The sequence below is a fragment of the Pectobacterium quasiaquaticum genome (assembly GCF_014946775.2).
Taxonomy (GTDB): Bacteria; Pseudomonadota; Gammaproteobacteria; order Enterobacterales; family Enterobacteriaceae; genus Pectobacterium; species Pectobacterium aquaticum.
In genome coordinates, this window is the sequence record NZ_CP065177.1 from 192,793 (window position 1) to 213,021 (window position 20,229).

The 20,229-nt window shown below is 52.6% G+C and carries 9 protein-coding genes, 3 tRNA genes, 3 rRNA genes and 7 pseudogenes; 18 read left to right on the top strand and 4 right to left on the bottom strand.

Annotated elements, in window-relative coordinates; genetic code table 11:
• Positions 1-79 precede the first annotated feature (79 nt).
• The 5 genes from IG609_RS00855 (at position 80) to IG609_RS00875 (ending at position 3,799) form a co-directional block, all read left to right on the top strand.
• Positions 80-155 (top strand) — tRNA-Glu (locus IG609_RS00855).
• A 233-nt stretch (positions 156-388) separates the two neighbouring features.
• Positions 389-3,295 (top strand): 23S ribosomal RNA (locus IG609_RS00860).
• A 129-nt stretch (positions 3,296-3,424) separates the two neighbouring features.
• Positions 3,425-3,540, top strand: a 5S ribosomal RNA gene (rrf, locus tag IG609_RS00865).
• A gap of 52 nt (positions 3,541-3,592) precedes the next feature.
• A tRNA-Asp gene (locus IG609_RS00870) sits at positions 3,593-3,669 on the top strand.
• A 54-nt stretch (positions 3,670-3,723) separates the two neighbouring features.
• Positions 3,724-3,799: transfer RNA gene (locus tag IG609_RS00875), tRNA-Trp, on the top strand.
• Between the two features lie 41 nt (positions 3,800-3,840).
• Here the strand turns inward: IG609_RS00875 and IG609_RS00880 are convergent.
• A complete protein-coding gene (locus tag IG609_RS00880; protein WP_240349052.1) occupies positions 3,841-4,227 on the bottom strand; it encodes a transposase in 387 nt (128 codons plus the stop codon).
• A 203-nt stretch (positions 4,228-4,430) separates the two neighbouring features.
• Between IG609_RS00880 and istA the strand changes: the two are divergent.
• The 7 pseudogenes from istA to IG609_RS00915 form a co-directional block, all read left to right on the top strand.
• Positions 4,431-5,865: pseudogene (gene istA / locus IG609_RS00885) on the top strand (IS21 family transposase).
• Between the two features lie 10 nt (positions 5,866-5,875).
• Positions 5,876-6,411 (top strand): annotated as a pseudogene (locus tag IG609_RS00890) (ATP-binding protein).
• 39 nt (positions 6,412-6,450) lie between these two features.
• Positions 6,451-7,101, top strand: a pseudogene (locus tag IG609_RS00895) (integrase core domain-containing protein); the annotation flags it as partial.
• Positions 7,044-7,960, top strand: a pseudogene (locus IG609_RS00900) (IS256 family transposase); the annotation flags it as partial. The pseudogenes IG609_RS00895 and IG609_RS00900, both read left to right, overlap by 58 nt.
• 124 nt (positions 7,961-8,084) lie before the next feature.
• A pseudogene (locus IG609_RS20550) lies at positions 8,085-8,234 on the top strand (sugar ABC transporter ATP-binding protein); the annotation flags it as partial.
• Between the two features lie 99 nt (positions 8,235-8,333).
• A pseudogene (locus IG609_RS00910) lies at positions 8,334-8,502 on the top strand (ABC transporter permease subunit); the annotation flags it as partial.
• 116 nt (positions 8,503-8,618) lie between these two features.
• Positions 8,619-8,951: pseudogene (locus IG609_RS00915) on the top strand (ABC transporter permease family protein); the annotation flags it as partial.
• A 27-nt stretch (positions 8,952-8,978) separates the two neighbouring features.
• On the opposite strand, the gene hdfR reads toward IG609_RS00915, so the two are convergent.
• Complete coding sequence (gene hdfR, locus IG609_RS00920) at positions 8,979-9,806, bottom strand: HTH-type transcriptional regulator HdfR (RefSeq protein ID WP_010294681.1); 828 nt, start codon at positions 9,804-9,806, stop codon at positions 8,979-8,981.
• 120 nt (positions 9,807-9,926) lie between these two features.
• On the opposite strand from hdfR, the gene IG609_RS00925 reads away from it, so the two are divergent.
• Positions 9,927-10,265: a MaoP family protein gene (locus IG609_RS00925; RefSeq protein ID WP_014701822.1), complete on the top strand. Its 339-nt coding sequence runs from the start codon at positions 9,927-9,929 to the stop codon at positions 10,263-10,265.
• Between the two features lie 429 nt (positions 10,266-10,694).
• Here the strand turns inward: IG609_RS00925 and fadA are convergent, their stop codons facing one another.
• The gene (gene fadA / locus IG609_RS00930; RefSeq protein WP_193397476.1) at positions 10,695-11,858 is read right to left on the bottom strand and encodes an acetyl-CoA C-acyltransferase FadA; all 1,164 of its coding nucleotides are present in this window, start codon (positions 11,856-11,858) and stop codon (positions 10,695-10,697) included.
• Between the two features lie 11 nt (positions 11,859-11,869).
• Positions 11,870-14,059 carry a fatty acid oxidation complex subunit alpha FadB gene (gene fadB, locus IG609_RS00935; protein WP_193397477.1) on the bottom strand — a complete coding sequence of 730 codons (2,190 nt, stop codon included), beginning with the start codon at positions 14,057-14,059 and terminating at the stop codon, positions 11,870-11,872.
• A gap of 185 nt (positions 14,060-14,244) precedes the next feature.
• Here fadB and pepQ point away from each other — a divergent pair, with 185 nt between their 5' ends.
• The 5 genes from pepQ to IG609_RS00960 all read left to right on the top strand — a co-directional run bounded on the left by pepQ (position 14,245) and on the right by IG609_RS00960 (position 20,175).
• Entirely contained in the window at positions 14,245-15,576 is a 1,332-nt protein-coding gene (pepQ, locus tag IG609_RS00940) for a Xaa-Pro dipeptidase (protein ID WP_193397478.1), read from the top strand.
• On the top strand, positions 15,576-16,187 hold the full coding sequence (locus tag IG609_RS00945) for an IMPACT family protein (RefSeq protein WP_193397479.1): 612 nt from the start codon (positions 15,576-15,578) through the stop codon (positions 16,185-16,187). The genes pepQ and IG609_RS00945 overlap by 1 nt, the downstream gene beginning before the upstream one ends.
• Before the next feature lie 42 nt (positions 16,188-16,229).
• On the top strand, positions 16,230-17,681 hold the full coding sequence (trkH, locus tag IG609_RS00950) for a Trk system potassium transporter TrkH (protein WP_193397480.1): 1,452 nt from the start codon (positions 16,230-16,232) through the stop codon (positions 17,679-17,681).
• Between the two features lie 20 nt (positions 17,682-17,701).
• Positions 17,702-18,241 carry a menaquinone-dependent protoporphyrinogen IX dehydrogenase gene (hemG, locus tag IG609_RS00955; protein ID WP_193397481.1) on the top strand — a complete coding sequence of 180 codons (540 nt, stop codon included), beginning with the start codon at positions 17,702-17,704 and terminating at the stop codon, positions 18,239-18,241.
• 392 nt (positions 18,242-18,633) lie between these two features.
• Positions 18,634-20,175, top strand: a 16S ribosomal RNA gene (locus IG609_RS00960).
• The last annotated feature ends 54 nt before the right edge of the window (positions 20,176-20,229 follow it).

Here is a 20,229-nt window from a genome sequence, read left to right on the forward strand (position 1 = left end):
GCGCACCTGTTGATGCGATGAGTGTAAACTCATGCTGACGCGAGCGTACCAGGTTTATGACCTGGTGCGGATTTTTCGTGTCCCCATCGTCTAGAGGCCTAGGACACTGCCCTTTCACGGCTGTAACAGGGGTTCGAATCCCCTTGGGGACGCCAATCCGATAATGAGTGAAAGACATTATCATGAATATCTTAAAGATGATTCTTCGGAGTCATGTTTACGATATTGCTCTTTAACAATCTGGAACAAGCTGAAAATTGAAACATGACAGCTGAACATGCATGACAGCCTTCGGGTGTGTCGTGGTGAGTCAGTCTGTCAATGAGTCTCTCAAATAATCGCAGCGCGACAGTGACTTTGATTTATCAAAGACATCTTCGGGTTGTGAGGTTAAGCGACTAAGCGTACACGGTGGATGCCTAGGCAGTCAGAGGCGATGAAGGGCGTGCTAATCTGCGATAAGCGTCGGTAAGCTGATATGAAGCGTTATACCCGACGATACCCGAATGGGGAAACCCAGTGTGTTTCGACACACTATCATTATGTGAATACATAGCATAATGAGGCGAACCGGGGGAACTGAAACATCTCAGTACCCCGAGGAAAAGAAATCAACCGAGATTCCCCCAGTAGCGGCGAGCGAACGGGGAGGAGCCCAGAACCTGAATCAGTTTGTGTGTTAGTGGAAGCGTCTGGAAAGTCGCACAGTAAAGGGTGATAGTCCCGTACACAAAAATGCACAAGGTGTGAGTTCGATGAGTAGGGCGGGACACGTGACATCCTGTCTGAATATGGGGGGACCATCCTCCAAGGCTAAATACTCCTGACTGACCGATAGTGAACCAGTACCGTGAGGGAAAGGCGAAAAGAACCCCGGCGAGGGGAGTGAAATAGAACCTGAAACCGTGTACGTACAAGCAGTGGGAGCCTACTCGTTAGGTGACTGCGTACCTTTTGTATAATGGGTCAGCGACTTATATTCTGTAGCAAGGTTAACCGAATAGGGGAGCCGCAGGGAAACCGAGTCTTAACTGGGCGTTAAGTTGCAGGGTATAGACCCGAAACCCGGTGATCTAGCCATGGGCAGGTTGAAGGTTGGGTAACACTAACTGGAGGACCGAACCGACTAATGTTGAAAAATTAGCGGATGACTTGTGGCTGGGGGTGAAAGGCCAATCAAACCGGGAGATAGCTGGTTCTCCCCGAAAGCTATTTAGGTAGCGCCTCGTGAACTCATCTTCGGGGGTAGAGCACTGTTTCGGCTAGGGGGTCATCCCGACTTACCAACCCGATGCAAACTCCGAATACCGAAGAATGTTATCACGGGAGACACACGGCGGGTGCTAACGTTCGTCGTGAAGAGGGAAACAACCCAGACCGCCAGCTAAGGTCCCAAAGTCATGGTTAAGTGGGAAACGATGTGGGAAGGCATAGACAGCCAGGATGTTGGCTTAGAAGCAGCCATCATTTAAAGAAAGCGTAATAGCTCACTGGTCGAGTCGGCCTGCGCGGAAGATGTAACGGGGCTAAACCATGCACCGAAGCTGCGGCAGCGACACTTAGGTGTTGTTGGGTAGGGGAGCGTTCTGTAAGCCGTCGAAGGTGGCCTGTGAGGGCTGCTGGAGGTATCAGAAGTGCGAATGCTGACATAAGTAACGATAATGCGGGTGAAAAACCCGCACGCCGGAAGACCAAGGGTTCCTGTCCAACGTTAATCGGGGCAGGGTGAGTCGACCCCTAAGGCGAGGCTGAAAAGCGTAGTCGATGGGAAACAGGTTAATATTCCTGTACTCGGTGTTACTGCGAAGGGGGGACGGAGAAAGCTAGGTTATCCGGGCGACGGTTGTCCCGGTTTAAGCGTGAAGGTGGATGACCTTGGTAAATCCGGGTCGTCATTAACACTGAGGCGTGATGACGAGTCACTACGGTGATGAAGTAACCGATGCTACGCTTCCAGGAAAAGCCTCTAAGCTCCAGGTAACATCAAATCGTACCCCAAACCGACACAGGTGGTCAGGTAGAGAATACTCAGGCGCTTGAGAGAACTCGGGTGAAGGAACTAGGCAAAATGGTGCCGTAACTTCGGGAGAAGGCACGCTGATGGTAAGTGAAGTGACGTGCTCACGGAGCTGAAATCAGTCGAAGATACCAGCTGGCTGCAACTGTTTAATAAAAACACAGCACTGTGCAAACACGAAAGTGGACGTATACGGTGTGACGCCTGCCCGGTGCCGGAAGGTTAATTGATGGGGTCAGCCGCAAGGCGAAGCTCTTGATCGAAGCCCCGGTAAACGGCGGCCGTAACTATAACGGTCCTAAGGTAGCGAAATTCCTTGTCGGGTAAGTTCCGACCTGCACGAATGGCGTAATGATGGCCAGGCTGTCTCCACCCGAGACTCAGTGAAATTGAACTCGCTGTGAAGATGCAGTGTACCCGCGGCAAGACGGAAAGACCCCGTGAACCTTTACTATAGCTTGACACTGAACCTTGAGCCTTGATGTGTAGGATAGGTGGGAGGCTTTGAAGCGTGGACGCCAGTCTGCGTGGAGCCGACCTTGAAATACCACCCTTTAATGTTTGATGTTCTAACGTGGGCCCGTAATCCGGGTTGCGGACAGTGTCTGGTGGGTAGTTTGACTGGGGCGGTCTCCTCCCAAAGCGTAACGGAGGAGCACGAAGGTTAGCTAATCCTGGTCGGACATCAGGAGGTTAGTGCAAAGGCATAAGCTAGCTTGACTGCGAGAGTGACAGCTCGAGCAGGTGCGAAAGCAGGTCTTAGTGATCCGGTGGTTCTGAATGGAAGGGCCATCGCTCAACGGATAAAAGGTACTCCGGGGATAACAGGCTGATACCGCCCAAGAGTTCATATCGACGGCGGTGTTTGGCACCTCGATGTCGGCTCATCACATCCTGGGGCTGAAGTAGGTCCCAAGGGTATGGCTGTTCGCCATTTAAAGTGGTACGCGAGCTGGGTTTAGAACGTCGTGAGACAGTTCGGTCCCTATCTGCCGTGGGCGTTGGAAGATTGAGAGGGGTTGCTCCTAGTACGAGAGGACCGGAGTGAACGCACCACTGGTGTTCGGGTTGTGATGCCAATTGCATTGCCCGGTAGCTAAGTGCGGAAGAGATAACCGCTGAAAGCATCTAAGCGGGAAACTTGCCTCGAGATGAGTCTTCCCTGGGCACTAGATGCCCCTGAAGGGCCGTTGAAGACGACGACGTAGATAGGCTGGGTGTGTAAGCGTAGCGATACGTTGAGCTAACCAGTACTAATGACCCGAGAGGCTTAACCTTACAACACCGAAGGTGTTTTAAAGACTCATAGAGAACGATATTCAGCTTGTTCAGAGATTGGTTCTGGTGGTTACGGAGATGACAAAGAGAAAGTCATGTAAAGTAACGGCTGGAATGAAACAGAATTTGCCTGGCGGCGATAGCGCGGTGGTCCCACCTGACCCCATGCCGAACTCAGAAGTGAAACGCCGTAGCGCCGATGGTAGTGTGGGGCTTCCCCATGTGAGAGTAGGGAACTGCCAGGCATCAAATTAAGCAGTAAGCCGGAGCAATCTGGTAATTGTAGAAAAACTCGGTGGAGCGGTAGTTCAGTTGGTTAGAATACCTGCCTGTCACGCAGGGGGTCGCGGGTTCGAGCCCCGTCCGTTCCGCCACTTATTAAAAATTATGCCTGCTTGTTTTAGCAGGCATAATATTAAGCGTAATTTAGGGGCGTAGCTCAGTTGGTAGAGCACCGGTCTCCAAAACCGGGTGTCGCGAGTTCGAGTCTCTCCGCCCCTGCCAAATAAAACCCTTCACGTTATCGTGAAGGGTTTTTTTTGGGTTCATCGCGCTTTACTGGGGAACGCGGACTTTATCTTCATAAAAAAGTAATCGTTATCCCGGTATCCATAAGCCATGCGTTTGATTACCTTTATTTTATTATTCATCCCCTCCAGTACACTGGTGTTCAGATGATGCGTCGCGCTGGCTATAATCCCAATCACGTACCCTTTCAGCCCGTCGGCGAACTTTATCCCACTTTCCTCTGATTGCCTGTACCACTCATTCCACCGTTGCCTTGTCTCCTGTTCATCTCGGGCATACCACTGCTCTTTCAGCGCCGTTTTCATCACATACACCGTATTTAGCGGCTGGTTGGCTTCCAGTAACTCTGCCAGTTTCGCCTCATGTCCTACCGGCAGATTTTCCGGATTACGCAACAACAGCATATTCCGACCCAAACCGATCATTGATTCCGATGTAATCCGATCGCACTTTCCGATTTAATTCGACCGCGGATTCCGATTTGTTCCGGCCAAATCTGGCCATCTGTCGGAATCCGTGATCCTGTCGTCGGAATCCCGCGCTTTTCACTTTTAAAACAATGGACAACACTTTCTCCTGATAACCCATCTTCCGGAGACGTGTCGCCATGGCAAGACTGAGAACGCGGATGAGTAAAATTAAAGAACTGCTGCGCCTTAAATTTGACTGTCACCTGCCCAACAGGAGCATCTCGGCCTGTCTGAATATCGGGTGCAGCACTGTATCTGATGTGGTCACCCGCTTCAGGGGAAGCCAGTTGGCTTGGCCCCTGCCAGAAGATATGACGGAATTACAGCTCGAAGCGCTGCTCTATACCGAGCGAGCCAGCGACAGCCATAAGCGGATGCCGGACTTCCCGATGTGCTATCAGGAGTTGAAGCGTAAAGGGATGACCAAAATCCTGCTCTGGCAGGAATATCAACAGGATGCCGGAGAGAAGCTGTTCCTCGACTTCTGCGGGCCAACAATCCCTGTCATCAACCCGGATACGGGTGAAGTGAGACAGGCGCATATCTTCGTCGCCACGCTGGGTGCCTCAAACTACACCTACGTCGAAGCCTGTGAAAACCAGCGCCAGGAAAGCTGGCTGATAGCGCACGTCAGAGCATTCGAGTTCTTCGGTGGTGTGCCTCAGCTTCTGGTTCCGGACAACCTGAAAGCGGCGGTCAGCCGCGCAGACCGCTATGAGCCGGTACTGAACGAGAACTACCGTAAGCTGGCCCGCCACTACAACACGGCAATAATCCCGGCCAGACCGCGTAAACCCAAAGACAAACCCAAGGTTGAAAACGCCGTCCTGGTCGTGGAGCGCTGGATCCTGATGCGGTTACGGCATGACGTGTCATACGCTGGCTGCGCTGAATCTGGCCATCAGTGAGCGACTGCAGGCGCTGAATGAGCGGTCGTTCCGTCGGTTACCGGGTTGCCGGAAAAGCCTGTATGAACAACTGGATAAACCCGCGCTGAAGGCACTCCCGCCATACCGGTACGAATACGTTGATATCCGTCGGGCAAAGGTCGGCCCAGACTACCACGTGCTGTACGGCAAACATGCGTACTCGGTCCTCCACGCACTGGTTGGCAGCCATATCGATATCGAGGCAGGTGCCAGGCTTGTTCGTCTCTATCACCGGGGAACGCTGGTTGCCCAGCATCCACGGGCGCAGCAACAGCGTGGCTTCACCACGCAGGCAGAACATATGCCGGAGTCGCACCGGCAGCAACGCTGGAGCCCGGACAGGCTGCTGTCCTGGGGAGAAAGCATCGGCAGTGCCACCCGTGCCGTGGTGGCCTGGCATATGCACCACCGGGCACATCCGGAACAGGCTTACCGGACCTGCCTGGGACTGCTCAATCTTAGCCGGGAATATAGCGATGCCTGACTGGAGAATGCCTGCCAGCAGGCGCTGTTACTGGAGCGACCCTGGCGGCAGGTGATCCTGAATCTGCTGACCAACAACCGGGACCGGCTGAAAGATGAAGCGCCGGATGAATCCCCTGTAGGGCACAGCAATGTACGCGGTGCTGGGTACTACCACTGAGGAAACAATCATGCACAACAACCTGCTGGAACAGATACGCGCCCTGCGTCTAGGGCACATGAGTAACGCGCTGGAGCTGCAATGGTCACAGCCGATGACCTACCTCGCTGAGCTTCGAGGAGCGTCTGGGGCTTCTGCTGGAGCACGAACTGCTACAGCGTGAGGTCTCGAAGGTCAATCGCCTGCGAAGACAGTCGAAACTGAGGCTGGATGCGCAGCCTTCGCAGCTTGACTACCGGCCGGAACGGGGGCTGGACCGACAGTTACTCGTTCAGTTGCTGACCGGTGCTGCTGATCCTTGACGACTGGGGTCTTGAAAAACTGAATCCTCGGCAGTCCTCAGACCTGCTGGAGGAGATGGAAGACAGATACCAGCGGGGAAGCACTATCATCATCAGCCAGCTCCCGGTGAGCGAATGGTACAAACTGGTGGGTAACCCGACGGTTGCCGATGCGCTGATGGACCGGCTTCTGCATAACGGGCACCGCGTTGAGCTCAGAGGTGAATCAATGCGTAAACTGGCGCAAACCGATCAGACGAGTTAAAAACTAAAGTAAGAAATAATCAGCGCGAGAAGCGCGATCGAAATCGCGGCGCTGGAACGGAAAGCTCATGATGAGGCCTGTGGTGAGATTGACACTGCTCATCTGGGTTATCTCGGGTCACAGGACACGTTCTATGTGGGCAATCTGAAAGGCGTCGGGCGTATCTATCAGCAGACGTTCGTTGATACGTACTCGAAAGTGGCTCACTGCAAGCTCTACGTGACTAAAACGCCGATTACAGCGGCTGATTTACTGAATGACCGTGTACTGCCGTTTTATGAGTTTCATGGGCTGCCGATGCTGAGGATACTGACAGACAGAGGCACCGAATACTGCGGCAAAGTGGATCAGCATGATTACCAGCTTTATCTGGCGATAAATGACATTGAGCATACGAAAACGAAGGCAATGTCACCGCAAACTAATGGTATCTGTGAACGGTTCCATAAGACGATATTGCAGGAATTTTATCAGGTGACATTCCGTAAAAAGCTTTACGGGGACCTTGATACTTTGCAATCTGATCTTGATGAATGGTTGGAGTATTATAATAATGCCAGAACGCATCAGGGAAAAATGTGCTGTGGACGCACGCCGATGGAAACATTAGTTGATGGAAAGCGCGATGAACCAAAAATCAGCCTCAATCTGGCTCCAATACCCGCAACGGCTACTCGACAAAGACCGTAGCGACGACTGATGGCCCGCTTGAACTGCGTACTCCTCGCGATCGCGAAGCTACCTTTGAGCCTCAATTGCTGAAGAAAAACCAGACCCGAATTACTGGCATGGATAACCAGATCCTGTCGCTGTACGCCAAAGGGATGACCACATGCGAGATCGCCGCCGCATTCAAAGGCTGTATGACGCCGATGTCTCGCCAGCGCTGGTCTCAAAGGTCACCGATGCCGTCATGGAGCAGGTTGTCGAATGGCAAAACCGCCCACTGGATGCAATCTATCCCATTGTTTATATTGACTGTATTGTTCTGAAGGTTCGGCAGGACGGCCGCGTCATCAACAAGTCGGTGTTTCTGGCATTGGGCATTAATATTGAAGGCCAGAAAGCGTTGCCGGGGATATGGCTGGCCGAAAATGAAGGCGCGAAGTTCTGGCTGAATGTGCCGACAGAGCTGAAGAATCGCGGCCTGAACGATATTCTTATCGCCTGCGTTGACGGCCTGAAAGGCTTCCCTGACCCCATTAACGCGGTGTATCCGGAGGCCCGGATCCAACTGTGCATCGTCCACATGGTACGTAACAGCCTGCATTTTGTCTCTTGGAAGGACTAAAAAGCCGTAACGCACGATCTGAAAGCCATCTATCAGGCCCCCACGGAAGAGACTGGTTTGCAGGCGCTGGAAGCATTCGCCGGAGCATGGGACAACCAGTATCCTCAGATAAGCGGTAGCTGGCAGGAAAACTGGGTCAATCTGGTGACGTTCTTCGCTTACCTGGCAGACATTCGCAAAGTCATCTACACAACCAACGCTATCGAATCACTGAACAGCGTGATCAGGCACGCCATCAAGAAGCGTAAGGTGTTGCCGGTGAAGCCAGAGTTGATGGCAAACAAGTCAGCATTCGCACGCCGCGTGCAGCAGGAAATATTGCCCTGAGGATCGCAAAACTGACGGCATTGTCGGTGCGGCAACGGTACGAGATAACATCATTTTGGCGCTTCAGGCGCAACGTGGCTGGCTGAAGCCCATTTCCTTACGTGAGCAAACCCATATCGCTGAAAAATTTATCAGCCTATTAGGGATTCGTACGCCGAGTCCAGAGCAGGAAATTCAGTATCTATCGGGTAAGAATCAGCAAAAGGTCCTGCTATCGCGCTGGCTGGCAATAGAACCGCGCTTCTTGATTTTGGATGAGCCAACGCGAGGGATCGATGTCGGTGCGCATGCTGAAATTATTCGCCTGATCGACATCCTTAACCTCGGTGCACCCGTTGCGCTGCTGGCATTAGGTATGACGTTGGTGGTTGCCACTGGTGGTAGCGACGAAGTCTGTGGGCACAGTTATGGCGATTGCTGGAGCGACGGCCGCAACACTGACCGCCGCAGGTCATCCACTCCCTTCTGTACTGCTGTCTGGCTATCGGCCGGAATTCAAACTGGTTCTGAAGGCACTCGTCGTTCTGCTGGTTTTGGTTATGCAATCTCCGCGTATTTCGCTGCATCACCTGTTCAGGAGGAAAACATAATGTTGAAGCGCCACTTTCCCCTGTTGATAACGATTCTAGTCTTTATTGCTGGCTATTTATTCTGTCTCAGCCAGTTTCTCGGCTTTGCTTCGACGCGAGTTTTCTTTGATTTACTGACGGATAATGCCTTTCTGGGGATCGTGGCTGTTGGGATGACGTTTGTCATCCTGTCTGGCGGGATCGATCTCTCCGTAGAGCCAGTCATTGTATTTACTGGTGTGTTATTGGCCAAATTGATCGGTACGTATGGAATTGATCCTTTCTTTGCGTTCGCAATAGCGCGGGTGATGGGCACCCTGTTTGGCGTACTGATTCAAGGTCTGATTCAAACGTATATCACGGTTGATGGTACCTTGAGCTCATGGATTAATCACAATAGGCGTTTTCAGCAACTGACGAATCATCGTCTGCTGATCGCTGTTTTGTAACCAAACCGCATAAAACGGGCGCACGACGGGTTGACTGTCGCCGACTATCCGCAGGTTGGAGTAGGTTTGTAACCAATGGCTGGGTAAAAACGCGCAGCCGCCGGTTGTTTCAAGCAATTGACGGGTCAGTTGGGCCGATGTTGTTGTCAAAACGGGAAGTTGATCGCTGGCTAATAGGCGATGTTCCTGCTGATGAAAGTCTGCGCCCCACTCCAATTTTATATAAGGCAGTTCCTGTCCGGGTGGGTGCGCTTCTGCTGCAAACAGCGAAAGGGAGAAGTTGCCCAGTAGCTGGCTCGCCAATTCTTCCATTTTTGGCTGTTCGGTCGTAATCAACAGATCCAACTGACGCTCATGGAGTTGTTTTACCAGCGAGTGACGTAAGGCAATGCGCGCTTCTAGCTGGAGCAGCGGGCGCTGTTGGTACAGCGATTGTAGCCAGGGCGTCAGATATGCCTCCCAGAGCGATGCGGTTGCCCCCACCGAAAGCAGGCTGTGTTGCTGCGAGCGTGCGACTTCTTTTTTTGCGATCTGCCAGGTACCGATGAGGCTTTCCGCATAGGGCAGAAGCCGTTCGCCGGCGGGCGTCAGGCGTATGTTGTTCCGATGGCGGGTGAACAGGTTGGCACCAAGCTGCGTCTCTAACTGGCGAATCCGAAAACTCACCGCTGACTGCGTGAGATACAGGGATTCGGCGGCACGGCCAAAGTGTCTTGTCCTGCTGACTTCCAGAAAGGTTTTTAGTAATTCGGTATCCACGCCCATCTCCAAAAAAATTTTGTCGTAATGATTTAAATGTTTTGTTTTACACAATGTCAAGCCTATCTAATACTCCGCGCCATAAACAACACGACCATAGAAGAATTAGGAGCGTGTAAGATGGCAGAAAGCTTCTCTACCACTCATCGTTTTTTTGATAACAAGTTCTACCCGCGTGGTTTTTCTCGACATGGCGACTTTACAATTAAAGAAGCACAATTGTTGGAGCGCCACGGTTACGCGTTTAACGAGCTGGATTTGGGTAAACGTGAACCAGTGACTGAGGAAGAGACATCGTTTGTTGCGATGTGCCGCGGCGAACGTAAAGCGGAAACGGAACTGGAAAAAATCTGGTCCAAATATCTGGAACGTGTCCGTCGCCCTAAACGCTTCCATACGTTGTCTGGTGGTAAGCCGCAGATGGATGCAGTGGAAGAATACACTGAAAGCGATGATTAATTAAATGGGGCGTTAGCCCCATTCAGACTGTTGACGAGCCCCACGTTTTTTGTGGGGTTCTGTTTTTGTAGCGACCGCAGGCCGCGATATTTCCCCCTGTTTAGCCTGCAAACGCTTTTATCGGGTCGGATGGGTGCGTGACGCTCTGACGTGCCAGTGCCTGTAATAACCGACAAAGAAGCGCCAGCAGCGCCATCTTCTTCTTTGCGCACGAGATGGCCTTCGGGCACGAGTTCTTCAAGGGTAACCATTTTCAAACGGGTATTGCTGCGTGGCTGGTTCTCGGAGCATGGTGGTCAGTCCGTTTTTTGCACTGACCTCATGAGCTCAACGTTCCTGCCGTGAGGGCAGGACTTTGTCAACAGCCTGAAATCCCACTGCTGTGGGATTTTTGGTTTCTAGTCGTGCTCTGACAGAACTTTCCTGTGTTTAGACGCGCTCAAATACCGTCGCAATGCCTTGTCCCAGCCCGATGCACATCGTCGCCACGCCAAACTGAGCGTCGCGGCTTTCCATCAGATTAATCAATGTGGTAGAGATGCGCGCGCCTGAGCAGCCGAGCGGGTGACCCAGCGCAATCGCACCGCCATTGAGATTGACCTTTTCATCGAGCTGCTCCAGCAACCCCAAATCTTTAATGCAGGGTAGCGTCTGAGCGGCGAAGGCCTCGTTGAACTCAAAGAGACTGATATCGGTGAGGCTTAATCCTGCTCGCTTCAGTGCCAGTTTGGTCGCGGGGACCGGGCCGTAACCCATAATCGAAGGATCGCAGCCAACCACGGCCATCGCCCGAATGCGAGCCCGTACGGGTAAACCTAACGATGCCGCACGGGATTCGCTCATGATCAACATGGCTGCGGCACCATCGGATAGCGCCGAGGATGATGCGGCTGTCACTGTACCGTTAACCGGATCGAACGCGGGTTTGAGTGCCGCAAGGCTATCGACGGTGGTGTCTGGGCGAATGACCTCATCATAATCGAAGCGTTGCAGCACGCCGTCTGCATCATGGCCCGCCGTGGGGATAATTTCATGACGAAACGCTCCTGACTGGGTGGCGCTGTGGGCGCGCTGGTGCGAACGTGCGGCGAACTGATCCTGCATCTCACGGCTAATATTGTGCATACGCCCCAGCATCTCAGCCGTGAGCCCCATCATACCTGCGGCTTTAGCTATGGTGCGGCTCAGCCCCGGATGAAAATCGACGCCATGATTCATCGGCACATGGCCCATATGCTCAACGCCACCGATTAAGCAGACATTCGCGTCTCCCACCATAATGGCGCGGGCGGCATCGTGGAGCGCTTGCATGGAGGAGCCGCACAGCCGATTAACCGTGGTCGCAGGGACATTCATCGGAATTTCTGCCAGCAAAGCGGCATTGCGGGCGACGTTGAAGCCTTGTTCCAGCGTCTGTTGCACGCATCCCCAATAGATATCGTCGATCTCACGGGCGTCCAGCGCCGCGTTACGGCTCAGCAAGCTACGCATCAGGTGTGCAGACAGGTCTTCGGCTCTTACCTGGCGGAAAGCGCCGCCTTTGGAGCGCCCCATCGGCGTACGTACGGCATCAACAATTACTACCTTTTCCATATTTCCTGTCCTCATGCCGGTTGACCGTAAGAAACGTCCGCGTGTGGCGCGACCGATGGGTAATAGCCTTCATTGCTTCTGGCTTTTTGCTGCAAGCCGTCTGGCACCTGATAGATGGCGCCGAGGTGTGCCAGCTGTTGCGCCATCTCGACATAACGTTCGCTACCTAATGTATCCAGATAGCGGCAGGCTCCGCCGTGGAAGGGAGGGAAACCTAACCCATATACCAGCGCCATGTCTGCTTCGGCGGGGCTGGCGACGATACCTTCTTCCAGACAACGAGCGACTTCATTAATCATTGGGATCATCATGCGCGCGATAATCTCTTCTGCGCTGAACGTTTTTTTCGGTTGGCTGATGTCCTGAAGGATCGCATCTACAGCTTCATCCTGTTCTTTACGCAGCTTCCCCTTGCTATCGGTTTGATAACGGTAGAATCCGTGACCATTCTTTTGCCCGAAACGCTGGTGTTCAAACAGCACATCAATCGCATCGCGATAGTCTTTCGCCATGCGCTGTGGGAAGCCCTCAGCCATCACGGCCTGAGCATGGTGAGCGGTATCAATACCGACAACATCCAGCAGATAGGCCGGTCCCATCGGCCAACCGAATTTTTTCTCCATGACGTTATCAATATCGCGGAAATCGGCACCGTCTCTGAGCAATAGGCTGAATGCAGCAAAATAGGGGAACAGCACCCGATTCACGAAGAATCCAGGGCAGTCGTTCACGACAATGGGCGTTTTGCCCATCTTGCTGGCGTAAGCCACCACGCTGGCGATGGTGCTATCGCTGGTTTGAGGGCCGCGAATAATTTCGACCAGTGGCATGCGGTGTACCGGGTTGAAGAAGTGCATACCACAGAAGTTTTGCGGTCGTTTTAGCGACGCAGCCAGTGAAGCAATTGGGATCGTTGAGGTATTCGAAGCCAGAATCGTATTCTCACTCACGTGCGATTCGGTTTCTGCCAACACGCTGGCTTTGATTTTCGGGTTCTCAACTACGGCCTCAACGACGATGTCGGTGCGCTCGAACCCAGCGTAATCCAGCGTTGGCTGAATACTGGCCAGAATCGTCGCCATTTTCATTCCGTCCAGCTTGCCGCGCTCCATTTGTTTATTCAGGAGCTTAGCGGCTTCATTCATCCCCAACGCGAGCGGCTTCTCGTTGATATCTTTCATCCGAATCGGCACGCCTTTGAACGCAGATTGATAGGCGATGCCGCCGCCCATAATACCTGCCCCTAGCACTGCTGCCTGCTGCGGTATAGATGTCTCGCCAATCAGCTTCTTTGCTTTGCCTTTAACATATTGATCGTTGAGGAAAATGCTGACGAGTGCGCGGGCTTCATTGGAACGCGCCAGTTGAACGAAGTGCTGCGTCTCAAGCTGCAATGCGTCATCGCGTGTCATGGTCGCAGCAGCTTCGATGGTTTTTACCGCTAGCATCGGTGCGGGATAGTGCTTGCCCGCAGTTTGTAGCACCATCGCTTTGGCGGTGGTAAAGCTCATCATGGCTTCAATCTTATTGAGCTTCAGCGGTTCAAGTTTCGGACGTCGGTAAGCCTGCCAGTCCAGTGAGCCATTAATCGCCTGTTTCAACATCTTGATGGCGGCGGGAACCAGCTTGTCATTGGCGACAACGGCTTGCACCAGCCCCACTTTTAAAGCATCGGCTGCGCCGATGTCTTTACCTGCGGCGATAATCTCCAGCGCGCTGTCTGTACCCAGCAGGCGTGGTAGCCTGACCGTGCCGCCAAAGCCCGGCATGATCCCCAGCTTGGTTTCGGGCAACCCGATTCGCGCATCCGTCGTTGCCAACCGAAAATCGGTCGCCAGCACACATTCACACCCGCCGCCCAACGCATAGCTATTAATCGCGGACAGCGTAGGAACGGGCAAATCCTCAAGGCGGCTGAAAATGTTGTTGGCGAAGACAAGCCATTCATGCAGCTTTTCGGCCGGTGCGGCAAAAAGAGAAAGGAATTCTGTGATATCGGCACCGACAATAAATGCTGGTTTATCGGAACGTAGTAGTAAGCCCTTCAGATTCGGCTGTTCCGCCAGAACGTCCAGCGCTTTACCCAGGCTGGCAACCGTGCGGGTATCTAGCTTGTTTACGGAGCCAGGGGCAGAAAATACCAGCTCGGCAATGCCGTCCTCAAGCCAGTTAAGGTAGAGGGATTCACCTTGATAAAGCATGTTTATCTCCGCTGTTTGTGTGAGTGATCTGGTATGACCAGATAATCGAATTGTGGTTTTAATGTTAACGTTTTGCAAACGAGAGATTAATTTTTTGCCGAATCGATCACAAAGCACCGGACGCTGCCCTTGGGGAATGCCTGTGTTAAAATGGAGGGATCATGTCGTGACGTACAAGGATACTCATGGAAAAGCTGGCTTCTTTATATCATCACCATCTGGCTACGCTGCAAGCGCGTGCTCAGGCGGTTTTAGCGCGCCATCAGCTTGACGCATTACTGATTCACTCTGGTGAGCTGTTGACCGTTTTTCTGGACGATCACGACTATCCTTTTAAAGTTAACCCGCAATTTAAAGCCTGGGTGCCCGTCACGCAGGTGCCGAACTGCTGGCTATGGGTTGACGGCGTTAACCCGCCAAAACTGTGGTTCTACTCGCCGGTGGATTACTGGCATAACGTTGCACCGGTTCCCGAGAGTTTTTGGACTGATGAAATTGAGATTACCGTGCTACGGAATGCTGATGATATTGGGCAACTGCTTCCATCGCAGCGCGAGCGTGTTGCCTACATCGGCTATGCCCCGCAGCGTGCGCAGGATTTGGGGATTCGTGCAGACAATATTAACCCTCAGGGCGTGCTGGATTATCTGCACTACCATCGGGCTTATAAAACGGATTACGAACTGGCCTGCATGCGTGAAGCGCAGAAGACCGCCGTTATCGGTCACCGAGCGGCGCATGAAGCGTTCCTGTCCGGGATGAGCGAATTCGATATTAACCTGGCGTATCTGACTGCCACTGGTCATCGTGATATCGATGTCCCTTACGGTAATATCATCGCGCTAAATGAACATGCCGCAGTGTTGCACTATACCCAACTCGATCATCAGGTGCCTTCCGATGTCCGCAGTTTTCTGATTGATGCGGGTGCCGAATATAACGGCTATGCCGCCGATCTGACACGTACCTATTCTGCGCAGAGTGATGGTGCGTTTGCCTCGCTGATTAAAGATCTCAATCAGGAAATGCTGTCATTGATTGATACCGTTCAGGCGGGAGTGCGCTATACCGATTACCATCTTCAGATGCATCAGCGGATTGCGAAGCTGCTGAAATCACATCAGCTGGTGCGGGATATCAGCGAAGAGGCCATGGTGGAGCAGGGGCTGACATCGCCTTTCCTGCCGCACGGTCTTGGCCACCCGCTGGGTTTGCAGGTGCATGATGTCGCCGGATTTATGCAAGACGATCGCGGCACACATCTGGCGGCGCCGTCGCAGCATCCTTATCTGCGTTGTACTCGCGTGCTTGAACCCAGCATGGTCATGACGATCGAACCGGGCATCTATTTCATCGAATCCTTGCTTGCTCCGTGGCGTGAGGGAGAATTGCGTCAGCACTTTGACTGGCAAAAAATCGATGCGCTGAAACCGTTTGGCGGTATCCGTATCGAGGATAATATTGTCATTCATGAAGGGCGTGTGGAGAACATGACGCGCGACCTGAATCTGGCCTGATGCAAGCGTATCCTATTCCTGCTGCGCCAGTGAGCTTCAGCGAGGAAATCAAGAAAAGCCGCTTTACGACGATCCTGGCGGCAACACCGGGAATCGACGCGGCGAAAGCGTTTATCCAGCATGTCAGGGAAGAGCATGCTTCGGCGGGTCACCACTGCTGGGCATTTGTTGCGGGTGCGCCTGACGATTCCCAGCAGCTTGGTTTTTCTGACGATGGTGAGCCTTCCGGCACGGCGGGTAAGCCGATGCTGTCGCAACTGATGGGAAGCAGTATCGGTGAGATTACGGCTGTGGTCGTACGCTACTATGGCGGAATCCCGCTGGGCACGGGGGGGTTAGTAAAGGCTTATGGCGGTGGTGTTCAGCAAGCGCTGAAGCTGCTATCGCTGCAAGAGAAAGTATTGCAACAAGAGTATGGCTTACAATGTGACTATGCACTGTTGCCCCAGGTGGAATCCCTGATCTTCCAGCTTGGCGGAAAAATTCTGCATAGTGAGTATGGCGTGGAAGTCGTATTGCGGTTCTCTATCCCCGTTAGGGGAACCGAGGAGGCGGCAATGAAATTACGTGATTTAAGCCGCGGCGCGTTGCATTTATTGCCGATTCCATAATAATCCCAGCGCTTTTTATGAATCATTAAGGAATTCCCTGCGATGCACTTGCGCGCCATAACTCGTATTGTCGGCCAGTTGGTTATCCTGTTTTCCGGGACAATGGTTATTCCCGGACTGGTAGCGTTAATTTACCGCGATGGCGCAGGCCGAGCGTTTACGCAGACATTTATTGTCGCGCTGGCGATTGGCATCACGCTGTGGTTACCAAACCGCAAACAGAAGCATGAACTGAAATCTCGCGAAGGGTTCCTGATCGTTGTTCTCTTCTGGACGGTGCTAGGAAGCGTCGGTGCGCTGCCTTTCCTGTTTGCGGAACACCCTAATCTGGGCGTAACGGATGCTTTTTTCGAATCGTTCTCTGGCCTGACGACAACGGGTGCCACTACGCTGGTCGGGCTGGATTCATTGCCTAAAGCCATCCTGTTTTATCGACAAATGCTGCAATGGTTTGGTGGGATGGGGATCATCGTACTTGCCGTTGCCATCCTGCCGATTCTCGGTGTTGGTGGGATGCAGCTTTATCGTGCGGAGATGCCGGGGCCGTTGAAGGAAAACAAAATGCGCCCGCGTATTGCCGATACGGCAAAAACGCTGTGGCTGATTTATCTCTTACTGACGATTGCCTGTGCTGTCGCGCTTTGGCTGGCTGGCATGCCGGTATTCGATGCGATTGGCCACAGCTTCTCTACGGTGTCCGTCGGCGGGTTCTCTACCCACGACGCCAGTATCGGCTACTTCAACAACCCAACAATCAACACCATCATCGCGATATTTCTGCTGATTTCCGGCTGTAACTTTGGATTGCACTTTGCCCTGCTGAGCGGCCGCAGCCTGAAGGTATACTGGCGTGACCCAGAATTCCGCATGTTCATCTTTGTTCAACTGTCGCTGGTGGCCGTGTGTACGATTGTCCTGTGGTTCCACCACGTTTATGACAGCGGAATGCAGACGATCAATCAGGCGTTCTTTCAGGTTGTCTCTATGGCGACAACGGCAGGGTTTACCACGGATAGCATTGCATCGTGGCCGCTTTTTCTGCCGGTTTTGCTTCTGTGCTCGGCATTTATTGGCGGGTGTGCAGGTTCAACCGGGGGCGGCTTGAAAGTGATTCGTATCCTGCTGCTTTTTCTACAAGGATCGCGTGAGCTTAAGCGTTTAGTGCACCCGAATGCGGTTTATACGATTAAACTGGGTCATCGGGCGTTGCCAGAGCGTATCCTGGAAGCTGTGTGGGGATTCTTTTCCGCATATGCGCTGGTTTTTATTGTCAGCATGTTGGCTGTCATTGCGACAGGTGTTGATGATTTCTCCGCATTTGCGGCGGTCGCGGCCACATTGAATAACCTAGGGCCTGGGCTGGGCGTTGTCGCTGAGAATTTTACCTCGATGAATGATACGGCGAAATGGATTCTGATACTGACGATGCTGTTTGGTCGTTTGGAAGTCTTCACGCTTTTAGTGCTGTTTACGCCAACCTTCTGGCAGGAATAGTCCCATAAGGATAAAGAACAATGAAAGCTTTGATCGTGTTTTCGAGTCGGGACGGGCAAACAAGAGCGATTGCCTCCTATATTGCAAATACGCTGAAAGGAACCCTGGAGTGCGATGTGGTTAACGTACTCAATGCGAATGATATCGATCTGGGCCAATACGATCAGGTCCTGATTGGGGCATCGATTCGATACGGGCGCTTTCATCCTGCGGTAAATAAATTTATCCATAAGCATCTGACTTCTCTACAGCAGCTACCCAGCGCATTCTTCTCCGTGAACCTCACTGCACGTAAGCCAGAAAAACGCACGGTACAGACCAATGCCTATACGCGTAAGTTCCTGCTGAATTCTCCCTGGCAGCCAGATTTGTGCTGCGTGTTCGCTGGCGCCCTACGCTACCCACGCTACCGCTGGTTCGATCGGGTAATGATTCAACTCATTATGCGTATAACTGGGGGGGAAACAGATAGTACTAAAGAGATTGAATATACAGACTGGCAGCAGGTTTCCCGTTTCGCTCAGGATTTCGCTCAATTCGCGGCGAAAAACCCGGCATAATGGCGTCTTTTAATTCGCTTTGCTGAAAAAAACCTCACTCGGTAATTTTTTTGCATTTAGCGCTTGTCAGTGGCCGAGAAGTCCCTATAATGCGCCTCCACTGACACGGCAACAGCGACTTACGAAGTTGGTGTGACAGAAAAAATTCAACGAAGGCGGTCAGTAATGACTTGACTTCACAGCGGAAAAGCATAATATATGCGGCCCGCGCCACGGAAGATGTGGCACTGCTCTTTAACAATATAATCAGACAATCTGTGTGGGCACTCACAAGACCGTATCTTAACGATATAAAAAAGTCTTGAAGAGTGAACAACAGTAAATTCATTACGAATAAACAGTTACTAATTCTTTGAGCATCGCTGACGAGTTCAGCAAATCAAACAAATCTTAAATTGAAGAGTTTGATCATGGCTCAGATTGAACGCTGGCGGCAGGCCTAACACATGCAAGTCGAGCGGTAGCACAGGAGAGCTTGCTCTCTGGGTGACGAGCGGCGGACGGGTGAGTAATGTCTGGGAAACTGCCTGATGGAGGGGGATAACTACTGGAAACGGTAGCTAATACCGCATAACGTCTTCGGACCAAAGAGGGGGACCTTAGGGCCTCTCGCCATCGGATGTGCCCAGATGGGATTAGCTAGTAGGTGAGGTAATGGCTCACCTAGGCGACGATCCCTAGCTGGTCTGAGAGGATGACCAGCCACACTGGAACTGAGACACGGTCCAGACTCCTACGGGAGGCAGCAGTGGGGAATATTGCACAATGGGCGCAAGCCTGATGCAGCCATGCCGCGTGTGTGAAGAAGGCCTTCGGGTTGTAAAGCACTTTCAGCGGGGAGGAAGGCGATGAGGTTAATAACCTTATCGATTGACGTTACCCGCAGAAGAAGCACCGGCTAACTCCGTGCCAGCAGCCGCGGTAATACGGAGGGTGCAAGCGTTAATCGGAATGACTGGGCGTAAAGCGCACGCAGGCGGTCTGTTAAGTTGGATGTGAAATCCCCGGGCTTAACCTGGGAACTGCATTCAAAACTGACAGGCTAGAGTCTTGTAGAGGGGGGTAGAATTCCAGGTGTAGCGGTGAAATGCGTAGAGATCTGGAGGAATACCGGTGGCGAAGGCGGCCCCCTGGACAAAGACTGACGCTCAGGTGCGAAAGCGTGGGGAGCAAACAGGATTAGATACCCTGGTAGTCCACGCTGTAAACGATGTCGATTTGGAGGTTGTGCCCTTGAGGCGTGGCTTCCGGAGCTAACGCGTTAAATCGACCGCCTGGGGAGTACGGCCGCAAGGTTAAAACTCAAATGAATTGACGGGGGCCCGCACAAGCGGTGGAGCATGTGGTTTAATTCGATGCAACGCGAAGAACCTTACCTACTCTTGACATCCAGAGAACTTAGCAGAGATGCTTTGGTGCCTTCGGGAACTCTGAGACAGGTGCTGCATGGCTGTCGTCAGCTCGTGTTGTGAAATGTTGGGTTAAGTCCCGCAACGAGCGCAACCCTTATCCTTTGTTGCCAGCGATTCGGTCGGGAACTCAAAGGAGACTGCCGGTGATAAACCGGAGGAAGGTGGGGATGACGTCAAGTCATCATGGCCCTTACGAGTAGGGCTACACACGTGCTACAATGGCGTATACAAAGAGAAGCGACCTCGCGAGAGCAAGCGGACCTCATAAAGTACGTCGTAGTCCGGATTGGAGTCTGCAACTCGACTCCATGAAGTCGGAATCGCTAGTAATCGTAGATCAGAATGCTACGGTGAATACGTTCCCGGGCCTTGTACACACCGCCCGTCACACCATGGGAGTGGGTTGCAAAAGAAGTAGGTAGCTTAACCTTCGGGAGGGCGCTTACCACTTTGTGATTCATGACTGGGGTGAAGTCGTAACAAGGTAACCGTAGGGGAACCTGCGGTTGGATCACCTCCTTACCAAGAAGATGTGCGTTAAGTGAAGTGCTCACACAGATTGTCTGATGAAAATAC